Source organism: Microcella frigidaquae (assembly GCF_014200395.1).
Lineage (GTDB): Bacteria > Actinomycetota > Actinomycetes > Actinomycetales > Microbacteriaceae > Microcella > Microcella frigidaquae.
In genome coordinates this window covers 1,117,334-1,137,549 of the sequence record NZ_JACHBS010000001.1, presented here as the reverse complement: position 1 = coordinate 1,137,549, position 20,216 = coordinate 1,117,334, and the positions used below count along the sequence as shown (strand labels likewise).

The 20,216-nt window shown below is 66.9% G+C and carries 27 protein-coding genes; 5 read left to right on the top strand and 22 right to left on the bottom strand.

Going from position 1 to position 20,216, the window contains the following annotated elements:
- Positions 1–53 precede the first annotated feature (53 nt).
- The 10 genes from BJ959_RS05635 to BJ959_RS05590 form a co-directional block, all read right to left on the bottom strand.
- On the bottom strand, positions 54–995 hold the full coding sequence (locus tag BJ959_RS05635) for a sensor histidine kinase (RefSeq protein ID WP_153983158.1): 942 nt from the start codon (positions 993–995) through the stop codon (positions 54–56).
- Entirely contained in the window at positions 992–1,672 is a 681-nt protein-coding gene (locus BJ959_RS05630) for a response regulator (protein WP_153983157.1), read from the bottom strand. Before BJ959_RS05630 ends, BJ959_RS05635 begins: the two co-directional genes overlap by 4 nt.
- Before the next feature lie 21 nt (positions 1,673–1,693).
- Positions 1,694–2,260, bottom strand: coding sequence for a hypothetical protein (locus BJ959_RS05625; RefSeq protein ID WP_153983156.1), 567 nt, complete (start codon positions 2,258–2,260; stop codon positions 1,694–1,696).
- Positions 2,257–3,228 carry an ABC transporter permease gene (locus tag BJ959_RS05620; RefSeq protein WP_153983155.1) on the bottom strand — a complete coding sequence of 324 codons (972 nt, stop codon included), beginning with the start codon at positions 3,226–3,228 and terminating at the stop codon, positions 2,257–2,259. Before BJ959_RS05620 ends, BJ959_RS05625 begins: the two co-directional genes overlap by 4 nt.
- The gene (locus tag BJ959_RS05615; RefSeq protein ID WP_153983154.1) at positions 3,221–4,120 is read right to left on the bottom strand and encodes an ABC transporter permease subunit; all 900 of its coding nucleotides are present in this window, start codon (positions 4,118–4,120) and stop codon (positions 3,221–3,223) included. Before BJ959_RS05615 ends, BJ959_RS05620 begins: the two co-directional genes overlap by 8 nt.
- Positions 4,117–4,854, bottom strand: coding sequence for an ABC transporter ATP-binding protein (locus tag BJ959_RS05610; RefSeq protein ID WP_153983153.1), 738 nt, complete (start codon positions 4,852–4,854; stop codon positions 4,117–4,119). Before BJ959_RS05610 ends, BJ959_RS05615 begins: the two co-directional genes overlap by 4 nt.
- Before the next feature lie 291 nt (positions 4,855–5,145).
- Positions 5,146–6,273, bottom strand: a complete 1,128-nt coding sequence (locus BJ959_RS05605) for a cation diffusion facilitator family transporter (protein WP_153983152.1) — start codon at positions 6,271–6,273, stop codon at positions 5,146–5,148.
- Positions 6,274–6,588, bottom strand: a complete 315-nt coding sequence (locus BJ959_RS05600; protein WP_165879072.1) for a metalloregulator ArsR/SmtB family transcription factor — start codon at positions 6,586–6,588, stop codon at positions 6,274–6,276.
- A 249-nt stretch (positions 6,589–6,837) separates the two neighbouring features.
- Positions 6,838–7,020, bottom strand: a complete 183-nt coding sequence (locus BJ959_RS05595) for a helix-turn-helix domain-containing protein (RefSeq protein ID WP_153983150.1) — start codon at positions 7,018–7,020, stop codon at positions 6,838–6,840.
- Positions 7,021–7,349: 329 nt separating this feature from the next.
- Positions 7,350–8,504 carry an IS481 family transposase gene (locus tag BJ959_RS05590; protein ID WP_183321808.1) on the bottom strand — a complete coding sequence of 385 codons (1,155 nt, stop codon included), beginning with the start codon at positions 8,502–8,504 and terminating at the stop codon, positions 7,350–7,352.
- 285 nt (positions 8,505–8,789) lie between these two features.
- Between BJ959_RS05590 and BJ959_RS05585 the strand changes: the two genes are divergently transcribed.
- The 4 genes from BJ959_RS05585 (at position 8,790) to BJ959_RS05570 (ending at position 11,283) form a co-directional block, all read left to right on the top strand.
- Positions 8,790–9,317: an alpha/beta fold hydrolase gene (locus BJ959_RS05585; RefSeq protein ID WP_153981754.1), complete on the top strand. Its 528-nt coding sequence runs from the start codon at positions 8,790–8,792 to the stop codon at positions 9,315–9,317.
- Between the two features lie 33 nt (positions 9,318–9,350).
- Complete coding sequence (locus BJ959_RS05580; RefSeq protein ID WP_153981753.1) at positions 9,351–9,764, top strand: hypothetical protein; 414 nt, start codon at positions 9,351–9,353, stop codon at positions 9,762–9,764.
- Positions 9,765–9,841: 77 nt separating this feature from the next.
- Positions 9,842–10,429, top strand: coding sequence for a DUF305 domain-containing protein (locus tag BJ959_RS05575; RefSeq protein ID WP_153981752.1), 588 nt, complete (start codon positions 9,842–9,844; stop codon positions 10,427–10,429).
- 113 nt (positions 10,430–10,542) lie between these two features.
- Positions 10,543–11,283: a WD40/YVTN/BNR-like repeat-containing protein gene (locus BJ959_RS05570; RefSeq protein WP_153981751.1), complete on the top strand. Its 741-nt coding sequence runs from the start codon at positions 10,543–10,545 to the stop codon at positions 11,281–11,283.
- 519 nt (positions 11,284–11,802) lie between these two features.
- On the opposite strand, the gene vapC is transcribed toward BJ959_RS05570, so the two are convergent.
- The 5 genes from vapC to BJ959_RS05540 form a co-directional block, all read right to left on the bottom strand.
- A complete protein-coding gene (gene vapC, locus BJ959_RS05560) occupies positions 11,803–12,213 on the bottom strand; it encodes a type II toxin-antitoxin system VapC family toxin (RefSeq protein WP_153981749.1) in 411 nt (136 codons plus the stop codon).
- A complete protein-coding gene (locus BJ959_RS05555; RefSeq protein WP_153981748.1) occupies positions 12,210–12,410 on the bottom strand; it encodes a type II toxin-antitoxin system VapB family antitoxin in 201 nt (66 codons plus the stop codon). Before BJ959_RS05555 ends, vapC begins: the two co-directional genes overlap by 4 nt.
- Before the next feature lie 22 nt (positions 12,411–12,432).
- Complete coding sequence (locus tag BJ959_RS05550; RefSeq protein ID WP_153981747.1) at positions 12,433–12,957, bottom strand: hypothetical protein; 525 nt, start codon at positions 12,955–12,957, stop codon at positions 12,433–12,435.
- Between the two features lie 117 nt (positions 12,958–13,074).
- Positions 13,075–13,416, bottom strand: a complete 342-nt coding sequence (locus BJ959_RS05545) for a DUF1801 domain-containing protein (RefSeq protein ID WP_153981746.1) — start codon at positions 13,414–13,416, stop codon at positions 13,075–13,077.
- Between the two features lie 11 nt (positions 13,417–13,427).
- Positions 13,428–13,769 carry a YciI family protein gene (locus BJ959_RS05540; RefSeq protein WP_153981745.1) on the bottom strand — a complete coding sequence of 114 codons (342 nt, stop codon included), beginning with the start codon at positions 13,767–13,769 and terminating at the stop codon, positions 13,428–13,430.
- Between the two features lie 263 nt (positions 13,770–14,032).
- Between BJ959_RS05540 and BJ959_RS12980 the strand changes: the two genes are divergently transcribed.
- Positions 14,033–14,266, top strand: coding sequence for a YlcI/YnfO family protein (locus BJ959_RS12980; RefSeq protein ID WP_341800055.1), 234 nt, complete (start codon positions 14,033–14,035; stop codon positions 14,264–14,266).
- Positions 14,267–14,276: 10 nt separating this feature from the next.
- On the opposite strand, the gene BJ959_RS05535 is transcribed toward BJ959_RS12980, so the two are convergent.
- From BJ959_RS05535 to BJ959_RS05505, 7 genes are all read right to left on the bottom strand, one after another.
- On the bottom strand, positions 14,277–15,905 hold the full coding sequence (locus tag BJ959_RS05535) for an ABC1 kinase family protein (RefSeq protein ID WP_153981757.1): 1,629 nt from the start codon (positions 15,903–15,905) through the stop codon (positions 14,277–14,279).
- 91 nt (positions 15,906–15,996) lie between these two features.
- Positions 15,997–16,689: a PadR family transcriptional regulator gene (locus tag BJ959_RS05530; RefSeq protein ID WP_153981744.1), complete on the bottom strand. Its 693-nt coding sequence runs from the start codon at positions 16,687–16,689 to the stop codon at positions 15,997–15,999.
- A 381-nt stretch (positions 16,690–17,070) separates the two neighbouring features.
- The gene (locus BJ959_RS05525; protein WP_207949357.1) at positions 17,071–17,340 is read right to left on the bottom strand and encodes a hypothetical protein; all 270 of its coding nucleotides are present in this window, start codon (positions 17,338–17,340) and stop codon (positions 17,071–17,073) included.
- 61 nt (positions 17,341–17,401) lie between these two features.
- Positions 17,402–18,016, bottom strand: a complete 615-nt coding sequence (locus tag BJ959_RS05520) for a hypothetical protein (RefSeq protein WP_153981742.1) — start codon at positions 18,014–18,016, stop codon at positions 17,402–17,404.
- A complete protein-coding gene (locus BJ959_RS05515; protein ID WP_153981741.1) occupies positions 18,003–18,569 on the bottom strand; it encodes a sigma-70 family RNA polymerase sigma factor in 567 nt (188 codons plus the stop codon). The genes BJ959_RS05520 and BJ959_RS05515 overlap by 14 nt, the downstream gene beginning before the upstream one ends.
- 66 nt (positions 18,570–18,635) lie before the next feature.
- Positions 18,636–19,355 (bottom strand): cache domain-containing protein, encoded by a 720-nt coding sequence (locus BJ959_RS05510; RefSeq protein WP_221234919.1) that lies wholly within the window; start codon positions 19,353–19,355, stop codon positions 18,636–18,638.
- A gap of 59 nt (positions 19,356–19,414) precedes the next feature.
- Positions 19,415–20,212 (bottom strand): FadR/GntR family transcriptional regulator, encoded by a 798-nt coding sequence (locus BJ959_RS05505; protein ID WP_153981740.1) that lies wholly within the window; start codon positions 20,210–20,212, stop codon positions 19,415–19,417.
- Between the last annotated feature and the right edge of the window lie 4 nt (positions 20,213–20,216).

Genomic DNA, 20,216 nt, shown 5'->3' with positions numbered 1-20,216 from the left:
GTAGGGAGGGACGCGTGAGGGGAGCGTGAGAGACCCGAAATCGAAGCAGGGCGTCACGGCAGCATCACCGGAAAGACCAGAGTGACGGTTGTTCCCACGCCCACCGCCGACTCGACGCTGACCTGACCGTGGTGGGCCATCACAATCTGTCGCACCAGCGGCAGCCCGAGACCGAAGCCGGGGGTTGTTCGAGACTTTTGGGCGCGCCAGAAACGATCAAAGGCGCGTGCTGACTCAGCTTCGGTCATCCCGACCCCGTTATCACGCACAGTCAGCTCAGCGAACTTGCCCGCGCTCGACACGGTCAATACGACCGTGCCCTCGCGGCCACTGAATTTTAGGGCGTTGTCGACCAGGTTCGAGACTGCGCGCCGCAGTAGCTCCGGTGAACCGTAGACCGCCACGGGGTCGTCGTCGATCAACGACAGTCGCACTGTTTCCGTCGTGTGCGAGTCGACAATCGTGCGGGCAAGGTCGTTGAGCGAGACAGCGACGAATGACTCTTCTAACTCGTGAGTGTTTCCTCGCGTCAGCATGAGGAGATCACCGGTCAATTGGCTGAGACCCTCTGTCGCGGCGAGAGCGGTCGCTATCGCCGTTCGATATTCGGCGGCCGTACGGGAACGAGAGAGCGCCAACTCGAGTTCTCCCTGCACGACGCTGAGAGGGGTACGGAATTCGTGCGATGCCGCATCGACGAAGTGCTGCTGAAGTTCATAACTTCGTTGAACCGGAGCCAGGGCTCCCCGCGCCATGACGTAACTCGAGACAGGAAGAAACAGCACGAGAAGGGCATACCCCGCGATGAGGCCAGTGCGCAGATTCGTAAAAGCTTGCTCGACATCGAGTGATGACTCTCCGTCTTCGATTGCCGCGTCGAAGTCGAAGGTTCCCGTGACATAGGCGTACACCCCGAGCGCGAACGCGCCGAACAACACCAGTTGCACGATCGTGTACGTCAGCGTCAGCCGAATCAGGGCGCGGCGGAAAATCATCGGTCGGCTGCAATCACATAGCCGGCGCCGCGGCGGGTCTCGATTACGTCGGTCTCGCCCGCCACGGTCAGCTTCTGCCGCACATAGCGAATGTAGGTCTGTACGACATTGCTGTAGCCGTCGTAATTGCTGTCCCACGCATGATCGATGAGCTCACTCGCGCTGACGATGTGGCCAGCATTGCTCATGAGGTACTCCAACACGGCAAACTCCTTCGCCGTCAGAACGATCACGCGGCCGTTCCTCGTCGCCGTGCGCGTCGCCGGGTCAAGGGCGACGCCCTGTGCAGTGAGGATGGGCGCATGCGCCCGCGGCGCCCGCCGAAGCAGCGCACGAACGCGGGCGACAAGTTCGACGAGGTGGAAAGGTTTGACGAGATAGTCATCGGCCCCAGCATCTAGCCCTTCGACCCTTTTGCGCGTCGAATCCAGCGCCGTCAGCATCAGCACGGGGATGTCATGGTTGAGTTCGCGGATGCGGGCACACACGTCCATGCCGCCTCGAGGCAGGCCAGGCAGCATCAGGTCGAGGACGACGAGATCGTAGGTCTCGATCTCGAACGCCTCAACCCCGGCAGGTGCGGTGTGCACGACGTCGACCGCGTAGCCGGCTTCAGAGAGTGTGCGGCGGACGACGTCCGCAATGCGGACGTCGTCCTCCACGATAAGGAGCTTCACGGGCAGGCTCTCAGTGCCGGATTAGTCTGCGGCATCCCCTTCACCCGATCCCTTCGTGGCGGTGGCGTTGGCCACCTGGACCCCGGCGGCGCTGACCTCGATCGTGAAGTCCACCTGATTCTTGGAGCTGCGGTACAGGCTGAATGTGTTCTCCGGGAAGTGGCCCGGTCCGCTCTCACCGTCGAACGACAGCGTACCCGTCGCCCCAGCGGCCAGGGTGAAGCCGGGGAGCGCCTGGTAGTAGGCCTCGCTCTGCCCAGTCGTTACATCCGTCATCACGTAGTAGACCTCGAACGAGGTCAGTTCGCTGGTGGTGTCGTTGCGCACGGTCACCTGAAGCCGGTCGTCGATTGCCGCATTCGTGACGGGGTCGACGTTGTCTTCGGCAGCGGCTGACACAATCGTGAGCCCCGCAACGGTGCTCGCGTTGACGATGGGGTTCGAGTCGACAGGGAGGACCGCTGTTGTCGTCGAGCCTGACGCGGCTGAGGAGCTGGCCGGAGCGGTAACCGCGGCTTGGCAACCAGCCAAGCCCGCAACCGTCAGGGACGCCACCAAGGCGATAGGAACAAGCAGTCGTCGGTTCATGAGATCTTCCTTTGCAGATTGCGCCGAGTGGTAACCCCGACGGCGAAGGTCACGGAGGCGAAGGCCGCCGCCGCGAGCGTGATGGCATAACCCCACATGTCGGCCCACACGAGGCCTAGGGGCAGCTGGTTGTACTTGTCTTTGATGCCCAGGAATGCGAAGGAGAGGCGCTCGAAGTGCTTGGTGATCGAGGAGACCTCCAGACCGTTGCGGATGCCGTCGAAGGCCGCGAAATTCGCCAGCACTTTCAACTCGTCCGGCTTCTGGATCTGCAGGGCGGCGAACAGTCCGCCGGGAACCTGGTTGTCGGGATCCATCGTGTCGCCGATCTGCGGGATGATCAGCACGAAGGCCAACCACACCACAATGGACACGATCAGACCGGTGCTCAACCGGGGCGAGAGAGCGGTGATCCCGATCGCCAGCGAGCTCCAGAACACGAGATACACCCACGCCACGACCGCACCGATGAGGATCCTCACGAGGTCGATCCCCTGCAACGGCGCGCTGCCGATCACGAGGATGGCGAGGGTCGTCAGCAGCGTCAGCACCGCGACCACGACAAGCCACACCACGGCGAGCCCGAGCACTTTGCCGGCCGGGATCGCGAAGCGGCCGACCGGCCGACTCAGCAACAGTTGCAGGGTTCCCCGGTACTTCTCTTTGGCCACGGTGCCGTAGCCGAGAACGATGGCGAACAGCGCGCCGAGGATCTCGAGGTACTCCACCCCGCCGCGTAACAGTTGCAACGGGAAGAGCTGCGGAGCCGCGGGGGCAGTCGTGCTGCCGCTGGCAGCGAGCTGCTGCACATACAGGTTGTAGGCATCCAACTCGGTTCCGAAGCTCGCCGCGGCGACCCCCACGGAGATCAGCGTCGCGATCGCGAGGAATCCGATGAGCACAGCGAACAGCCGGTCCCGGCGCAGATCCAACAGTTCCTTGCCGGCGATGACCCAGGTGCTACTCATGGAGACCACTCCTCATTCGATTGCGCGGAGTCAGCACGACGACGACCGACATGACGATCAAGAAGGCGAGGAGGATGAGGATGCTCACCGTCGCCTCACCCGTGACGTTCGGGTCGTGCAGGATGATGCTGGACGCGAACTTGAACTGCTCGGTCACCGAGAGCGGACCGGTGAACGCGGACACGACGTCGAAGTAGCCGCCCGTAGACGCCACGGCCGGAACGGGATTGAGTAGTGAGACCGGGCGGGCCGCCGTTCCGATCTGCGGGAGAACGAAAGCCACGGCACTCCAGATCACGAACGGTACGAGCAGCGCTGTGGTCTCCTGTTTGCTTCGCAGTCCGGTGAGCATCCCCAGAAGGGCGAAGATCGTCAGAAGCACCCACGACAGCAGTCCGAAGGCGATGACCCGCCCCGTGTCATCCCAGCCGAGCGGAGCGCCGTTGATGATGCTGATGATCAGCCAGCTAACGGAGAAGCTGATGGTGATTACGGCCGCGAGCACCACCGAAAGCCCGGCGAGTTGACCCAGCAGTCGGGCTGGAGTGGCAACCGGTCGGCTGAGCACCAGGTCGACGGTGGCGGCCTTGCGGTCACGCAACGTGGCCTGCACCCCGAGCACGATCGCCATGAGGGAGCCGATCAGCAGCACGTAGATCACGGCGTTGCGGGCGTAGTACAGCGGACTCACACCGGCGAACGGATTCGGCGCCGTGGTCAGACCGTCGGCGACTACCTTCTCGTAGACGCCCGTGACGGTCTCGTTCGTGACCCACCCGATCACGGATGAAGCGATCACCATGCCGATGAAGACGATGAGGAGGATGTGGGCGGTTCGAGCACGCCGCGTGTTGAGCATCTCGTGCCGAGCGCTCACCAGGAACGTGTTCACGAGACCTTCTCCGACTCGAGCTGGAAGTAGATCTCCTCCAGGGATCCCTCACCCGGGAAGTTGGAGAGGGTCTTCGCCAGAGTGTCGTGATGAATGAGCGTGCCGCCCCGCAGGATTCCGATGCTGGTGCACGTCTTGGTCACTTCGGAGAGCAAGTGGGTGTTCATGAAGATCGTCATGCCGAACTCGGAGTTCAGGCGCACGATCGTCTCGCGCAGAGTACGCACCCCTTCCGGGTCCAGACCAGACGTCGGCTCGTCGAGGAACAGCACGGACGGTGCGTGCAGGATCGCCTGCGCGATCCCCACGCGCTGGCGCATCCCCTTGCTGAAAGTGCCCATTCGCTGGCGGTCGCGTCCCTCGAAATCGAGGATGCGCAACACATCGCGAATGCGTTGGTCCGGGCGTCGCAGGCCCGACAGCTCGGCGAAGAACCGCAGGTTCTCCATGAGCGTGAGATTGTCGTAGAACTGCACGTTCTCAGGCAGGTAGCCGATCGACCGCCGAACACCCATGGCATCGGCGGTGACGCTGTGCCCCGCCACCTCCGCAGTGCCCGAGGTGGGCCCGAGCAGCGTGGTGAGCACGTTGACCGTGGTCGTCTTGCCGGCGCCGTTATGGCCCAACAGTCCGAACACCTCTCCCGCGGCGACCTCGAGGGTCAGCGCGTCAAGGGCGAGCGTGTTTCCATACGACTTCGACAGGGTGTCCGTCGCGATTGCTGAGTTCGTCATGGTTCCGACCGTATTCAGCACTCCGTGAGACCACGATGAGAGGCCCCCGTCAGCCCGTCACGCAGCCACGACCGTCCGTGGCGAGCTCACGAAGGGGTTGACTACCGTCAGAGGCGGTCGTCTATCCAGGCGATGAAGTAGGCACGCATCGATAGTGCACGCTGTTCTCGGCCAATTGGGAATGCGGACAGGTTAGGTGACTCCTCCGGTGTGGTCCTCGCTAGCGTGGCTGCCGAGGGGTGCGAGGTAACTGTTGTAAGCCTCAAAGTCGGCATTAACGAGTCGGTCAGCTCACCTCGTAGTGCGGGGCGCTGTGACGCTCTCGATGACGATGTCGTCGAGGTTGGGTAGTGCCTTGGCAAGGCTGGTGCGGATCGCTGCGTTGGCGTTCTGTTCGACGCCGTGCTCAACCTGGATGGTGGCGGTGCCGCTGAGACGGTGCCCGAGCCAGCGCAGCTGGACGCGCTCAACCGACACGACGCCGGGGCTGGCCGCGATCGCGGCCTCAGCACGGTCAAGCAGTTCGGGGTCGATGCCGTCGAGAAGCCTCCGGCCGACGCTCCGCACCGTGCCGATGAGCAGGACGAAAATCGCGACCGAGATGACGATTCCGACGATCGGGTCGGCCAGCGGGAACCCGAGGATCACGCCGATGGCACCGAAGACCACGGCCAGGGAGGTGAACCCGTCGGTGCGGGCGTGGACCCCGTCGGCGACGAGGGCGGCCGATCCGATCCGCCGGCCTACTCGGATGCGGTAGACGGCGACGATCTCGTTGCCGAGGAAGCCGACAACGCCGGCGCCGAGTACCCAGCCGATGTTGCTTAGCGGCTGCGGGTTGATGAGCCGCTCGATGGACTGCCAGGCTGCGATGACTGCTGAGAGGGCGATCATTGCCACTATGAACAGGCCCGCGAGGTCCTCGACGCGGCCGAGGCCGAACGAATAGCGACGCGAGGCCGCGCGCCTGCCGAGCACGAAGGCGATCCACAAGGGGACAGCCGTCAGTGCGTCGGAGAAGTTGTGCACCGTGTCGGCGAACAGGGCGACCGAGCCGCTGAATAGCACGACCACGAGCTGCAGCGCCGTGGTGATCAGAAGGATCACGAGGCTGATCTTTAAGGCGCGCACGCCCTCCTTGCTCGCCTCGAGGGCGCTGTCGATCGAGTCCGATGCGTCGTGGCTGTGGGGCACGAAGAGGCCGACGAGGAAGCCCTTCACCCCGGTCGGGTGAGCGTGGCCGTGCTCGCCATCGTGGCTATGCCCGGCGTCGTCATGCCGGTGCGGGTGGCTGTCTTCCTCTGCGTGCGCGTGCGCGTGCGCGTTCACGCCGTCGTGGGCGTCGTGCGGGTGGTCGTGGGCGTCGTGCGCGTGGTCCTGGGCGTGGTGCGGGTGGGCGTGTGCGTCTGGGGTGGTCATCTACTTCTCCGTCTTTGAGGCGAGGTGGTGCCGGGGCGCGCGCTCGAGCGAGTGCTCCGCCTGGTGGATGGCGTCCATGACCAGCTCCACCGCGTGCTCGTTCTCGAGCTTGTAAAACACCCGGGTCCCGTGCTGCCGGGTCGAGACCATGCGGGCCAGGCGGAGCTTCGCCAGGTGTTGTGAGACCGACGCCGGGCTCTTGTCGACGATGTCTGCCAAATGGTTCACCGACATCTCACCGTCCTTCAGCGCCAAGATCAGCCGCACTCGGGTCGCGTCGGCCAGCATCCCGAAGATCTCGACAGCAAGATGCACGAGGGGCTCTTCCGAGTCGCGAAGGATATGCGTATCTAATTGCATACGCAGATACTATGCATCTACCAGAAGATTCGGCAACCGCCACGATCATCGGCGGCCTCATCCCGACTAGCGAGGTGGCGCATTTGTGGGCACCGCATCACGAACCGCTCTTGACGTCACCGCAGTTGCGATCCTCCTGATCGGGGCGCTGGTTCCCGCAACTGCATCATGGGCCGACCCGGCCCTGGTGGGAATGCGGACAGGTTAGGTGACTCCTCCGGTGTGGTCCTTTTGCCTCGGACTGGCTGCCCGCCTGATCGCAACACCGCAGCCTCGCAAGGCCTTCAAAATCGTGTGGTTGTCGAACCCCAGCCGCTGGCCGATCGCGGCGCTCGAGAGCCCTTGTTCGTAGAGCGCGGCGGCGAGGGCGACATGGGTGTCGGTCATCGTGCGGGATGCGTCAATTCCGTGTTCGGTGAGGATGCGTGCGACAGTCGTTCGGGAGACCTGGAACTCTCGGGCAACGATTCGGATGTTGCGGACAGCGAGGTAATGAGTAACGAGGAGTTCCGTTTCGTTCGCTCGTAGCTGACGGGCTCGCCGGAGGGTCGCGCGGTTATCCTGTGGGCGTCTTCGTGAAGTCGATCGGAAGATTAGCTCTTGAGGTGAGACGATCCCCGGTGCGGGGTTCGAGTAAACCTGCAGCAGGTGCACTGTTGTGATGTCTCAGGACATCGTGGACGGGTGAACCCCCAGCGGGAGGGTTCGCCCGTTTTTCACGTCTTGGCTTGGTAGCCCTTGTTCGGGTCGATCAGATGCTCGGCAAGCACTTCGCCGTCGGGGGTGATTGTGACGGCGTGCAGGCCGTGGATGAGGACGATCACGGCGGTGCGGGCCAAGCCTCGCCCGTAGCCGAGGTGCATCATGCGGTTGCCGAAACGCAGGGAGACTTTCCCGTGCGCGTCGATGGTGTCGTAGCGGACCCGCCAGATGTTTGGGTCATCAGGCTGCGTCGGTGCTGCTTTCGGGATCAGCGTGTAGGCGAAGGCGGGCGTGCGTCGGTTCAACGCCCGGTGCGGGCGGTGCTGGTTGTAGTGGTCAACGAACTCATCCAGCTCACGCTGCAGCTCTTCCAGGCTGCTGGCGGGCCGCATGGTCAGGCGCTTCTTCAGCGTCTGCCAGAACCGTTCGATCTTGCCTTGCGTGGTGGGCTTGTAAGGTTTGCCGTTCTTCTGGGTAATGCCGTGCAGGGCCAACAGTGTCTCGAACGCATTGCCAGAGGTGCGAGCCTTCAGGCCGCCGGCGAAGCGGGTGGTGAAGATGTTGCCGTTGTCGGTCAACGTTGCCGCGGGGAACCCGTGCACGGCGGCCGCCTGCTGGAAGGTGTCAGTGACGGTGCGGCCCGTGACGCGCAGGTGGCACGACAGATGCGTGACGAAACGGGAGTGGTCATCGATCCAACCGATGATCTCCACCTCTGACCCGTCGGCAAGGCGCCAGTGGGTGGTGTCGGACTGCCAAAGCTCGTTGGGTTGCTCGGCCGTGAAGCGTTGCCAGGAGGAACGGGGACGTTTCTGCGGTTGCGGCACGATCACCTCGGCGCTGCGCAGGATGCGCCAGATCGTCGACCGTGACAGGGTCACCTGCTCGGCGGCCAGGAGTGAGCAGACTGTGTCGGCGCCGGCATCCAGGCCGTCGGCAGTGAGCTGCGCACGCAACTGCAGCACGCGAGCGCGGATCGCGTCGGGTGTGCGGGCAGGCTGCGACCGCGGTGCCCTCGAGCGAGCAGTGAACGCGGCCTCCCCCTCGGTGAGCCACCGCTGATGCAGCTTATGGACCAGCGATTTCGACACCCCGTGGATGCGGGCGGCTTCGCGGTAGGACAGGCCCTGCACGGTGACGGCGAGGATCAGCACTTCCTGTTTGCTCACCCATCGACCCTGACCGGGTGTCCACGATGACGTGAGACATCACGGCGCAGGGTGGGTCACTGTCCACGATGTCGTGAGACAGGTGTCCACGATGTGCTGAAACCAGACACCTCCAGGGGCACAGCTATTCCGGTCGGCTCTTCCGGTCGGCGACCTGCAGGCTGATCGAGAAAGCAGTCGCGCAAGTCGCTTCCGAATGAGGGCGGTTCTTCATGCGGGACCAACCACCGGCGTCGACGTCAGCGTGCACTGGGCCGTTTCCCGCCGGTCGAGATGCAGGTAATCATGACCGCATCGGCAGCGCCCGCCGCTTCACAAGAAGAGTCACCAAGACTCTCAGCAGTCCCTTCCGCTGACGAGGCCAACGACCGGATTCGGCATATGGGCTGGTTCGAGGCGCTGCTCTCGCAAGGTCCAATGGCCGAGAGGGTGTGCCACTGGATGTGCGACAACCGCACCGTGGCACGCGGCGTCGCGGTCGCAATCAGCCCCCGACTGCCCGTAGCGATCGCCCGCGACTCAGTCGAACACACCTGGCCGGGTTATATCGCAGGCTTCGATTCGCTCGTGCGCGACCCTGGGTGGTCTGATGCACTTATCAACTTGGCTCTCCGGAACGTCCCGGTACGGTTGGTCGACGGCGACAAGGACCCGGTTCCCGTTCCCGGGCGCGCCGACGAGCTGGCCGAGCGGTTTGCGAACATTTCGACCGCACGCCGACCAGGCGGTCATCGTCTGCCGCTCAGCGACCCAGTCGGCTGCGCATCGATCGTGCGCGCTGTTCTCAGCGAATACGCTGCATCAGATTCCTGAGCTGTGAGAAGATACCCCCTGGAGGTATAACAGATGCTTCGGCGCTTCGGGTACGTGCTGCTGATCGCGACGTTCGCGGTCGTCGGCGTCGCCATGGGCGCCCATGGCTCGACCCCTGCCGGTCATTCGACCGCTGCTTCGAGCTCGGTCGCTGGTTCTGCCATGTCTGTGGAGCACAACCACGCCGACACTGTCGCTTCGCACTCTGACACCACAGAGCCACAGGGCCAGGGCGCTCCGTGCGCCGACTGTGCCGGCGATCACGCCGCGCTCCTGATGGCATGCGTATTTCTGGCGCTCATCGTGGTCGTCAGCCTGGTTCTTCCTCTCGTGGCCTCCCGATTTGGCGTGCTGGCCCCGGGCGTATCGGCACTCGACAGCACACCGCGCCGTCTCGCGGAACCGCGCCCTCCTGAACTTGCAGAACTCTGCATCAACCGCCAGTGATTCGCCGCCTGTTGACCCCGTAGCCACGCCGTCAACACTGCGACCGAACATCCAACACTGACGAAAGAAGTAGAACCATGAAGAAGTCATTCCGTACCCGCGCGCTCGCAGCGGGTGCACTCGCCCTGATCAGCATGGTAGGGCTCGCCGCATGCTCGACCACCACCGAGCCGTCAGAGAGCTCCGGCGCCAACATGGCAGACGTCATGTTTGTGCAGATGATGATCCCCCACCACGAGGGAGCCATCGAGATGAGCGACATCCTGCTTGCCAAGTCGGGAGTCGATCCCGAGGTCGTAGAGCTGGCAGAGCAAATCAAGGCCGCCCAGGGCCCCGAGATTGAGCAGATGAAGCAGTGGCTCGATGACTGGGGCATGCCCGCCATGAGCGACAGCATGGACGGCATGGATCACGGCGGCATGGGCGGTATGAACGGCATGGCGGGTATGACCGAAGAGGACATGCAGGCACTCGAGGACGCCAGCGGGCCTGAAGCAGGTGACCTGTTCCTCGAGCAGATGATCGTCCACCACCAGGGCGCAATCGAGATGGCGGAGGACGTCCTTGATGATGGCGAGCACCCCGCTGTGCGTGAGCTGGCGGAAAACATTATCGCCAGCCAGACGGCGGAGATCGAGCTGATGCGCTCGATGCTCGACTCCTGATGCGGCGGACAGGAGTGGCGGCCGCAACTGCGGTCGCCGCCCTTTCCGTCGGCCTGGCGGGGTGCAGTTCCCCAGCGGCGGAGACCCCCATCGTCGTGTCGCACGTGCACGCTGTGGATCTTGACCCGCTGAGCGATTCTGCCTACGTCGCGACGCATGAAGGAGTCCTCAGCGTGGCGGCCGACGGTTCGGTCGAACGTATCGGTCAATGGGCAGGCGATGTGATGGGGATGGCGCGCTTCGGCAACACCATCTACTTCTCAGGCCACCCGGCACCCGACGAGAATCTGCCGCCGAACATCGGCGTGTATGAACTCAGCGTGCAAAGTGGGGAGTTCGCTCCGATTTCCCTTATCGGAGAAGTGGACTTCCACAGCATGACGATCGCGCAGTCGCCTGACGGCATGGCGCTGGCTGGCATCGACTCGGCCACGGGTCAGGTGATGGTCAGTCGAGACGGGGCGGAGACCTGGACTACAGGAGTGTCGATCGGCGCGCGCTCCCTCAGCTGGGATTCGAACGCCGAGAGGCTCTACGCAACGACGGAGCGGGGTCTCCTTATCAGCACCGACGACGGCATGACATTCACCGCCGCGGACGGCGCTCCGCTCTTGGTTCTGATCGCGTCGAGCCCGGCAGACGTGTCAACTGAGGCATTCCTCGTCGGAACGGACGTCGACGGCTATGTTTACACCAGCCCCGACGGTGTCACGTGGACGTCGATTGGGTTGGCACCACCACTCTCGGATGCCCTGGCGGTCGGCAGCGACGGCTCGATCGTCGTGGCCGGGATCGAGGGCGTGCATCGGTCTGAAGATCGCGGAGCCACCTGGACGGTGATCGCGGAGTTCTGACTTGCGTGGGGTGCGGCAGCGCGCCGCACCCCACGTGGAGCAGCAACTGCTGTCGATCCGGGTGACTCATGAGAAGCATCGCCCTTACCCTCGATTGGCAGCCGGCCTGATCGATACTCCGCGTCGACGCAGCGCCCTCAAGATCGTGTGGTTGTCGTAACCCAATTGTTTGCCGATCGCGGAACTCGATTGACCCCGTTCGTAGAGCTCAGCGGCTTTGGAGTTCTCGAATTCGGTCATCCTGCGTGATGAGTCAATGCCGTGGTCTTTGAGGATGCGCGCGACAGTAGTACGGGAGAGCTGGAACTCCTTCGCAACGGTTCGAATGTTGCGGACCGCGCGATAGCGATCGACGACGGCCTCTGCTTCGTATGCTCGTAGTTGGCGGGCTCGCCGTCGTGGTTCCGGGCTGACATCCTCGTGCTCGCGGGATGTCGAGCGGAAGTGCAGTTCTCGAGGTGAGACGACCCCTGGTGAGGGGATCGAGTAAACCTGTAGCAGGTGCACCAATCGTGAACTCTAGGCTCCGTCGTCGTGCCAGAGTCTGAGCCGTGAATGGCGGGCGGCGTGCACGAAGTCTTGGTCGGTGCTGAGCAGTTGGAGGTCGTGGGTGATGCACAATTGGGCGATCAACGCGTCGATCGTGCCGAGTTGCACTCCTGCCCGCCGACATCTGTTGCGCAGGTCGGCCGCGGCGATGTGGTCGTTGCGCGTCGGCTGAATGGCGGGAAGCGCGCCAAGGTGGCGGCGGATCTCGGCCTGACTACGCTCGGGCAGGAAGCCCTGCAGGAGCTCCTGCACAATGAGGCCTGTCGTGACGACCAGGTCAGATTCGAGCGCCTTGGTGAGGTGTGCGACCGCGGGCGTCCTCGAGGGGTGGTCGCGACGAAGGACGAGCGACCACACGCTCGTGTCGACGAGCACCGTCATCCGCGCGAGCGCTCCGCCTTGTAGTCGAACGAGTCGTCCCACTCGAGGGTTCCGACGAGGTCGAGCAGGCCGAGTTGCTCGCGCCGGGCGATGAACTCACGCAGGGCGAGCGTCACGGCGGCCTTCTTGGTGGCTTGACCACTGATCGCGAAGGCGCGGTCGAGAAGGTCGGGATCGAGTGCCAGATTCGTTGCCATCACACCCTCCTTACACACGAGTTTACACAGCAGCCATCGGTGGCGCGGAGCGCAGTCGCTGCCGCTGGGGGGCGCAGGCAACGCACTCGCAGGAGGCGAACGGATGCGGACCGGGGATCACGATCGCCCGAGGTAGGTCGTCGAGCGCGTAAGACTCGAAGGAGTACATCGGCCCGGTCGAAGCCCAGCTCTCGTCATCGCAGACCTGGATGCCGAGCAGTTGGATCCCGCGACGCGCGAGCCTCTCTTCGACAGCCTTCACGCGCTCCCAGTCGAAGCCCTCGGGGTACCCCGAGGTTGCTGTGACGCGATAGCCGAGACCCACGAAACGGGTGTCGAGTTGGGGCGCGAGGTCGTCATCATCGGGGATGGCGGCTTCGATCGAATCGAGTGCGCTGTGATCAAGAACGCCCGCAAATGCGGGAATCGGCGTGCGAACATCCGTGACCCGCAGGTTGGCATCGAGGCAGACCATACGCAGGCCCTCGGAGGAAGAGTGGTCGGGGAAGAGGAGCAGGTGGAGGTCGTAGCCGGCTTCGATGATCATCTGCCGAAGGTAGACAGACTGCTTATCGAAGGCCCTTCGATCATCTGCTACTCGCCCATGTCCTTCCACTCATCCATCTGTGGAGGACTCCATGACGGTTGTGCGAGCACGACGCGCTCAGCCGTCGAGCGCGGCGTCGATCTCGGCGCGGCGGGTGCGCACGAGCGCGTCGAAGGCGTCGGGCGGCAGCGGGTGAGCATCCGTGAACGCGATCGCGCCCTTCGATCGCTTAAGGTCGCCGACCAGGGGCGCGACGGCGGCGACCACCGCGCCGCTGAACGGGTAGATCGAGTAGCCGGCGGCGGTCTGCGCCACAGCGACGAGCGGCTTGCCGCGGTACAGCAGGGCGGGCATTCCGTACGAGACGCCGTCGACGGATGCGGGCTCGAGCTCGCGGGCGCGCGCCATCCAGGCGGCCACGGTGGCGGGGCCCGGCTCGGTCACTTCTTGCTCTCCCATGCCGCGGCGCCCTACGACTCGGGGTCGAACATGAACTCGCGCAGCTCTTGCGGGCAGCGGCAGGCGACCGCGACGCGGCGGGCCCACTCGACGGCCTCGGCGCGCGTCGGCACCTCGATGACGGTGTGGCCGCCGTCGAGGCGCGCGAAGGCGTCGTAGGCGGGGCCTGAGACGGTGCCGTCGCCAGCGACCGTGGCCGCCGCGACCTCTTCGTTGATGCCGCCGCCGAACACGTACACCCCGGCCGACTTCATCTCGCGGATGACCTGGTGCGACTCCTCGACAACCTGATCCCACTCGCCGTCGGCGACCTGCATCACACCGCTGGAGAAGGAGATCAGGTACTTCGTCATGGGGTGACGGTAGCGCAGCCTCATCGACGGCTGTGAGGAATTCGGGTGAGAAGGGCGCCGTCGCCATAGTGTGCGCGCCCATGTCGACGGTCGATTCCCAACTCCTGATGCGTAGTCATATGTATTACACTTTGCATGTCGCCGACTGACCGCTTCGACCTCGATCTGCTCCGTGATGACTGGCCGTTCGAGATCGATATGTGCCGACCGATCGGGTGCTACGAAGCGTCCGCGGTGCTCGCCGCTCTGTATCGGGAGGATCGATGAACGCCGAGATGAGCCCGGAGCAGGAGCGCGCTTTCTACGCCGATCCTGCCAACCAGGTGCCTGAGGGTCGACCCCGTCGTCGGCGACCGCGCATGAGTGAGCCGGTACCGGTGCGATTTCCGGTCGAGTTGCTCCAGCGCGTTCGAGCCCGTGCCGACGCGGATGATCGATCAGTCTCGAGTTGGATTCGGCGTGCGGTCGAGCATGAACTGGAGCGCGACGCGGGCTGACCTTGGGGTTCTAGCGCAGCCGCCAGGGCAGCACGGCGTGCAGCAGCGGCAACACCGACGCCCCGAGCAGCACCCAGCTGAGCACTTCGTCACTCGGGCGCAGCAGCACGCCGCCGATGAGCAGCCCGGCGAAGAGCACCGCCGAGGTCGCGCGGCGCACGCTGCCGTCGAGCACGCGCAAGCGCTGCTCGACCTCGGGGCTGCGCACGGCGAGCTCGCCGCGGTCGAGGCGCGTGGCGAGAGCATCCAGTCGTTGGGGCAGCCGCGCGAGTGCCGAGAGAATCGCGATGCCCTCCCGGCCGACCGAGCCCAGGGTCGAGGCGCCGCCGCCGTTGAGCAGGGTGCGGGCGAAGGGGTCGACCGCGTCCCACATGTTGAAGTCGCGGTTGAGGGCGCTCGTGACGCCCGAGATGAGCGAGATCGTGCGCACCAGCAGCAGGTAGTTCTCGGGCAGCTGGAAGGGCAGGGTGCGGACGAGCTCGCTGAACTGCAGGGCGAACTGCTCGAGCTCGCGGGGGTCGATGCGGGTCAGCTCGGCGACGCCCATGCCGCCGAAGCGGTCGAAGAGGGCCGTGATGGCGCGCTCCAGCTCGACGGTGTCGGCGCTCGGCAGCAGCACGCCGAGGCGCTGCGTGGCGACGACCCAGCCGCGGGCGTCGCGCGCGGCGACGGCGAAGATGAACTGCTGCAGGCCCTGCCGCAGGTCGTCGGGAATCTCGCCCATCATTCCGAAGTCGATGAACGTCAACGTGAAGCCGCCCGGCACCTGCGGCGCGGGCGTCACGAAGATGTTGCCGGGGTGCGGGTCGGCGTGGAAGAACCCGGTGACGAAGATCTGCTCGAACGTCGCGCGGGCCAGCTCGGCGGCCACCGCGTTCGGGTCGATGCCGGCGGCCAGCAGCGCCTCGACGTCGGTGATCTTGATCGCGGTCACATCGCTGAGGGTCAGCACGCGCCGCGCGCTGCGCTCCCACACCACGGTCGGCGTGCCGACGCGCGGGTCGGCCGCGAAGTCGCCCGCGAAGCGCTCGACGTTGCCGGCCTCGGTGCGGTAGTCGATCTCGGCGAGGCTCGTGGTGGCGAACTCCTCGACGAGGGCGGGAGCATCCGCCCGCCTGTTGACCAGCCGCACGCGCGATAGCCAGCGCCCCACGCGGCGCAGCGCCGCGAGGTCGACCTCGACAATCTGCTCGATGCCCGGGCGCAGCACCTTCACCACGACGTGCTCGAACCCGAGGTCGGCGGCGATGCCCGCCGACAGCCGCGCGCGGTGCGCCTGGCCGAGCGAGGCGGCCGCGATCGGCGCGGTCTCGAACGACGCGAACGCCCGTTCGAGCGGGATGCCCAGCTCGCGCTCGACCTGCGCCACGATCGCCTCCAGCGGCTCGGGCGCCACCTCGTCCTGCAGCCCCTCGAGCTCGCGCGTGATCTCGGGCGGCAGGATGTCGAGTCGCGACGAGAGGAACTGCCCGACCTTGATCATGAGCCCGCCGAGGTCGGCGGCGAGGTCGTGGAACCGGCGCGACAGCCCCCGCAGGCGACGGATGCGCCCCCGCGCCGCGAGGCGCGCGAGCCCGAACCGCGGCAGCACGAGCTCGAACCACCACGCCTGCGCGAGGGCTCGCGCCGCGAAGCGCATGATGCGGCGGTAGCGCGCACGGAGGGCCCGGTCGCGGCCGGGGTTGGTGGTCGGTCTCGCTGCGGCGGGATCGGCGCCGGAGGGCACCGGTCTAGTCCTCGGTGTGAGCGGCGTGCTCGGCGTGCTCCGCGTGATCGACGTGCTCGCTCGGCGCGGTGTGAACCGTCTCTTCGGCGAGGATCGCGTAGAGCTTGCGGCGCGTCTCGTCGAGCAGGGCGGCGGCGCGCTGCTGCTGCTCTTTCGTGCCGGTGCTCGCGACCTGCGCGGCCGCCTGCGCGAGCTTCGCGCCGGCGCGCGGCACGGCCGTGGTGTGCTCGGCACGGTGGTCGTTCCAGCGGCCGCTCATGCGGTCGACGAACTCGCTCATGTCCCAGTCGGGGCGCTTCCAGCCCGCGCGGCCGCTGCTGTCACGACCCTCGCCGCCCGCGCCGCTCGCCGCCTCGTGTGCGGAAGCCGCGGCCTCGCGGCCCGCCTCGGTCAGGGTGTAGACCGTGCGCTCGCCGTCGGCCCGGGCGGTGAGCAGCCCCTCATCGGTGAGCTGCTGCAGCATCGGGTAGACCTGGCCCGCGGAGGGCATCCAGGTGCCGCCGCTCGCCGCGGCGATCGCCTGCATGACCTGGTGCCCGTTCTTCTCCTCGCCGCCGAGCGCCGACAGGATCGCGGTGCGCAGGTCACCGTGCTGGCGCGCGCCGCCCTGACCGCCGCCGGCGCGCGCCATGACGGCGTCGCGGAGGTTCTCGAGAGCCTCGCGGATGTCGGACGAGTTCGGGGGAGTGCTGCGCATGACGGGTCCTTCCGGCCGATCGCGGGGGCGCGTTCGCCCGCACCGCTCGCTGATGACACTACGAGCGTGACCTGGATGCCCGCCGACGGCAGCCCCGGTGCCGCCTGGGTGCGCGTGTTCCGCGCACGGGCTCTTCGCGTGCCGCTCTCCCGGGCGTCCCCGCGCCACTCACCGGGGCACCGAGGTGACCGCCTTCCAGATCTGCGGATCGGAGTGAAGGAGACTCGGTTGCGTCCGCAGTTCTGGAAGGGGTGGACGACCCGTCCGGTCGGAGGAGGCGACGCCCGGGTTCTGCCCGGGCCCGGCCCGGGCAGAACCCGGGCCGGGCCGGTTCGAGGGATGCGGGCTGATCGGCGGCGCAGGGTCGGCGCGAACGCTTGCCTACTTCTTGGGCGCCGGTTCGGCGAGCTTTCCGCGCAGGAGCAGCAGCGGCAGCAGCCATCCGCCGAGCGCGGTGATGAGCCAGACGATGAGGCTCGCGAGCACCCATGTGTCGATACCGGTGATCGTGATGCCGCCCGGGAAGAAGCTCGCGATGAGCAGCGCCACGAACGTCGAGACCAGGCCGATGCCGCCGAGCACCGCGGGCGCGTACTTGCGCGCCATGTTCACGATGAACGGGGTCAGGATGCTCTGCGCGAGCGCGAACACGCCGATCGCCGCCGTGCGCGGCCCGACAGGGGCGGAAGCGCCGTGTCGGGCCGCGCGGGCGTCAGCCGCCGAACGCCTCGGCGTAGAGGGCGCGCAGCTCGGGGGAGTCCGGGCCGCTGAGCCCGCATCCGCGCACCTCGCCGTCGCCCGCGACGACGAGGTACTCGTCGCCCACGGCGAAGGGCTGCAGCGAGAAGTCGCTCGTCAGCTCATCCACCTGCGGCACGGTGACGCGGTCGGCGACCTCGCCGGCGAAGCGCTCGGTCACCTCGAGGGTGACCGTCTCGCCCTCGACGGTGATGACGCGGGCGGCGAAGGCCTGCTCCTGCTCGAGCAGCGCCTCGGCGGTGACGGGCAGGCAGCTGCCGCTCGCGAGTCCACCGCCCTCGGGCAGGGCCAGCGGCTCGACGGTCGGGCTGCCGCCGAGCACGAGCGGCACGGCGATCGCCGCGGCGGCCGCGACACCCGCGGCGGCGACAGCGATCGCGATCCAGGGTCGACGCACGGTGCTGGGCGTCGTGGTCGGCGCCTCGGTCTCGCGGGTCGGGGTCGACGGGGTGTCGGACATGATCTGCTCCATCCTGTGGTCGAGCCACATCGGCGGGAGGGGAGCGAGGTCGCGCGCCGGGTCGGCGCCGCGCAGCCGCTCGCGCAGCCGGCGGTCATCGTCGTGCATCGGTGCTCCCTTCCTCACTGCAGACATGTCCGGCAGGCCCGGCCGATTTCCGCAGCTCGTCGGCGAGGCGCTTCTTCGCCCGGTGCAGGCGGATCGCCGCGGCATTCGCGCTGATGCCGAGCACCGTCGCCAGCTGCGGGCTCTCGAGCTCGTCCCACGCCCACAGGCGCAGCAGCTCGGCGTCGTCGCGGCGCAACCGGGTGAGGGCATCCCGCACCGCGATCGCGTCATCGGTCGGCTCGCCGTCGCCCGCATCGAGAACCGCGAGCGGCGGCGGATCGAGAGCGATGACCTTCGCCGTCAACCGATCGCGGCGCCGCTGCGCCCGCTCGGCGTTCGCGAGCAGATTGCGCGCCACGCCGATCGCCCACGGGATGCTCTCGGCCGGCTCGCTCGGCACCTCGTCGAGCCGCCGCCAGCAGACGACCAGCACGTCACCCAGCACTTCGTCGGCCGTCGCCGCGTCGCAGCGGCGCGCGAGGTAGCGGCGCACGGGCTCGACGACCCGGTCGGCGAGCGTGCGCAGCCGCAGCTCGCGCTCGGCATCGATCACGGCTCTCACACTGCACCATGTCCGGCAGGTGCGCGACGATTTCTGCGCCCCGATCGGCGCGGGCCCTCAGCGCGCGATGAGCACGTCGAGCGCCATGCCCGGGCACGGGCGGCGCTCGAAGCCGACGAGGTCGTCGCCGCGGATCGTGTCGCCCGTCTCGCGCGTGGGGCTCGTCGACAGCAGCACGCGACCCACACCGTTGACGATCGAGATGTCGTCGCCGAAGGCGGCGAGCTGCGGCGTGAGGTGCCGCTCGACCTGATCGATGAGCAGGTCGAGGGCGACGGCGCCCACGAACTCGTCGTCGACGTGCACGGGGGCGGCCACGGTGATGGTGTACTCGTCGCTGCACAGGTAGTCGACGTAGGGGCCGGCGACGTGCGGCCTGCCGGTCTGGAACGGCACGCGATACCACTCGAGCTCGCTGTAGTCGATGTGCTCCTTGTTGACCGACTGGGCGGCCAGCACGAGCTGTGCGCGCTCGGGCCCCTGCCACCAGGCGAGATGGCTGTTGGCGTCGGCGAGCGAGTCGAGGGCCGCGATGAACCCCGAACCGTAGACGGGCAGGTCGAGCTGGTCGAAGAGCGCCAGCGCCGAGGGTTCGACGAGCGCGTCGAGGCGGTCGGTCGTGAGCGGGGCATCCGCTCGGGCGGTCGCGATCTCGACCGCGAGCCGTCCGCGCCAGTCGTCGAGGGCGTCGAGAGCGCGGCCGAAGTACTCGGTGACGAGCTCGACGGGGTGGTCGGCGGCGGTGCGCGACGCGGGCGGGGCGGGGTGGATGCTCACGTGCGGCTCCTCTCTGAACGGGTGATGCGGGGTGGGGCCGGTCGCTGTCGCGGCCGTGGTCAGGGCCCGGTGGCCGGCCCGACGGGCGCGAGCGCGGGAAGCGCCGCGTGCTGCTCACGGTAGGCGATCAGCCAGTCGACGGTGAAGCGCATGCTGGCACGCAGCGCCTGCACCGAGGCGGTGGGGTCGCCGTCGGCCACGGCGGCGAGCACCGCGCGCAGGTGCGCACGCGCGTCGGCGCGGGCCGTCGGGTCGGTGTCGATGAGCGCGAGCAGCGGTGAGAACTCGCCTTGCAGGCGCATCTGCTCGCGGGTGAGCCGCGCCGACTGGCTGAGCGCGGCGAGCTCGATGACGGCGTCGTCGGAGGCGCGGCGCCAGTGGGCGAGATCGTGGTCGTCGACCCGATCGAGGCGGGCGATGATCATCTCGATCTCGCCCGGGTCGGCGCGGCGGGCGGCGAGCTCGACGCAGGCGGCGGTGATCGCCTGGTAGTGCTGAGCGGCGTCGCGCAGGGTGACGCGCGAGCTGTCGACGAGAGCGCGGGTGGCGAACCGCACCGGGTCGGCGCTGTCGGCGATGAAGCTGCCGCCGTTGCGGCCACGGCGGGTGACGATGAGCCCGCGCTCGCGCAGAGCCAGCAGGGCTTCGCGGGCGGTCGCGGGGGCGACCCCGAACGCGGCGGCGAGCTCGGTCTCGGCCGGCAGCCGTTCTCCGGCGGCGAGCACGCCGCCCATGATCGCCTCGGCGATGCGGCGCTCGACGAGTGCGGCGCGCCCTTCGTCGCCGATCGGCTGGAAGACGGCGCTGTGCAGGCGCGTCGGCTTTCCCGATCGGGGGGCCGGACTGCGCAAGCTCATGCGC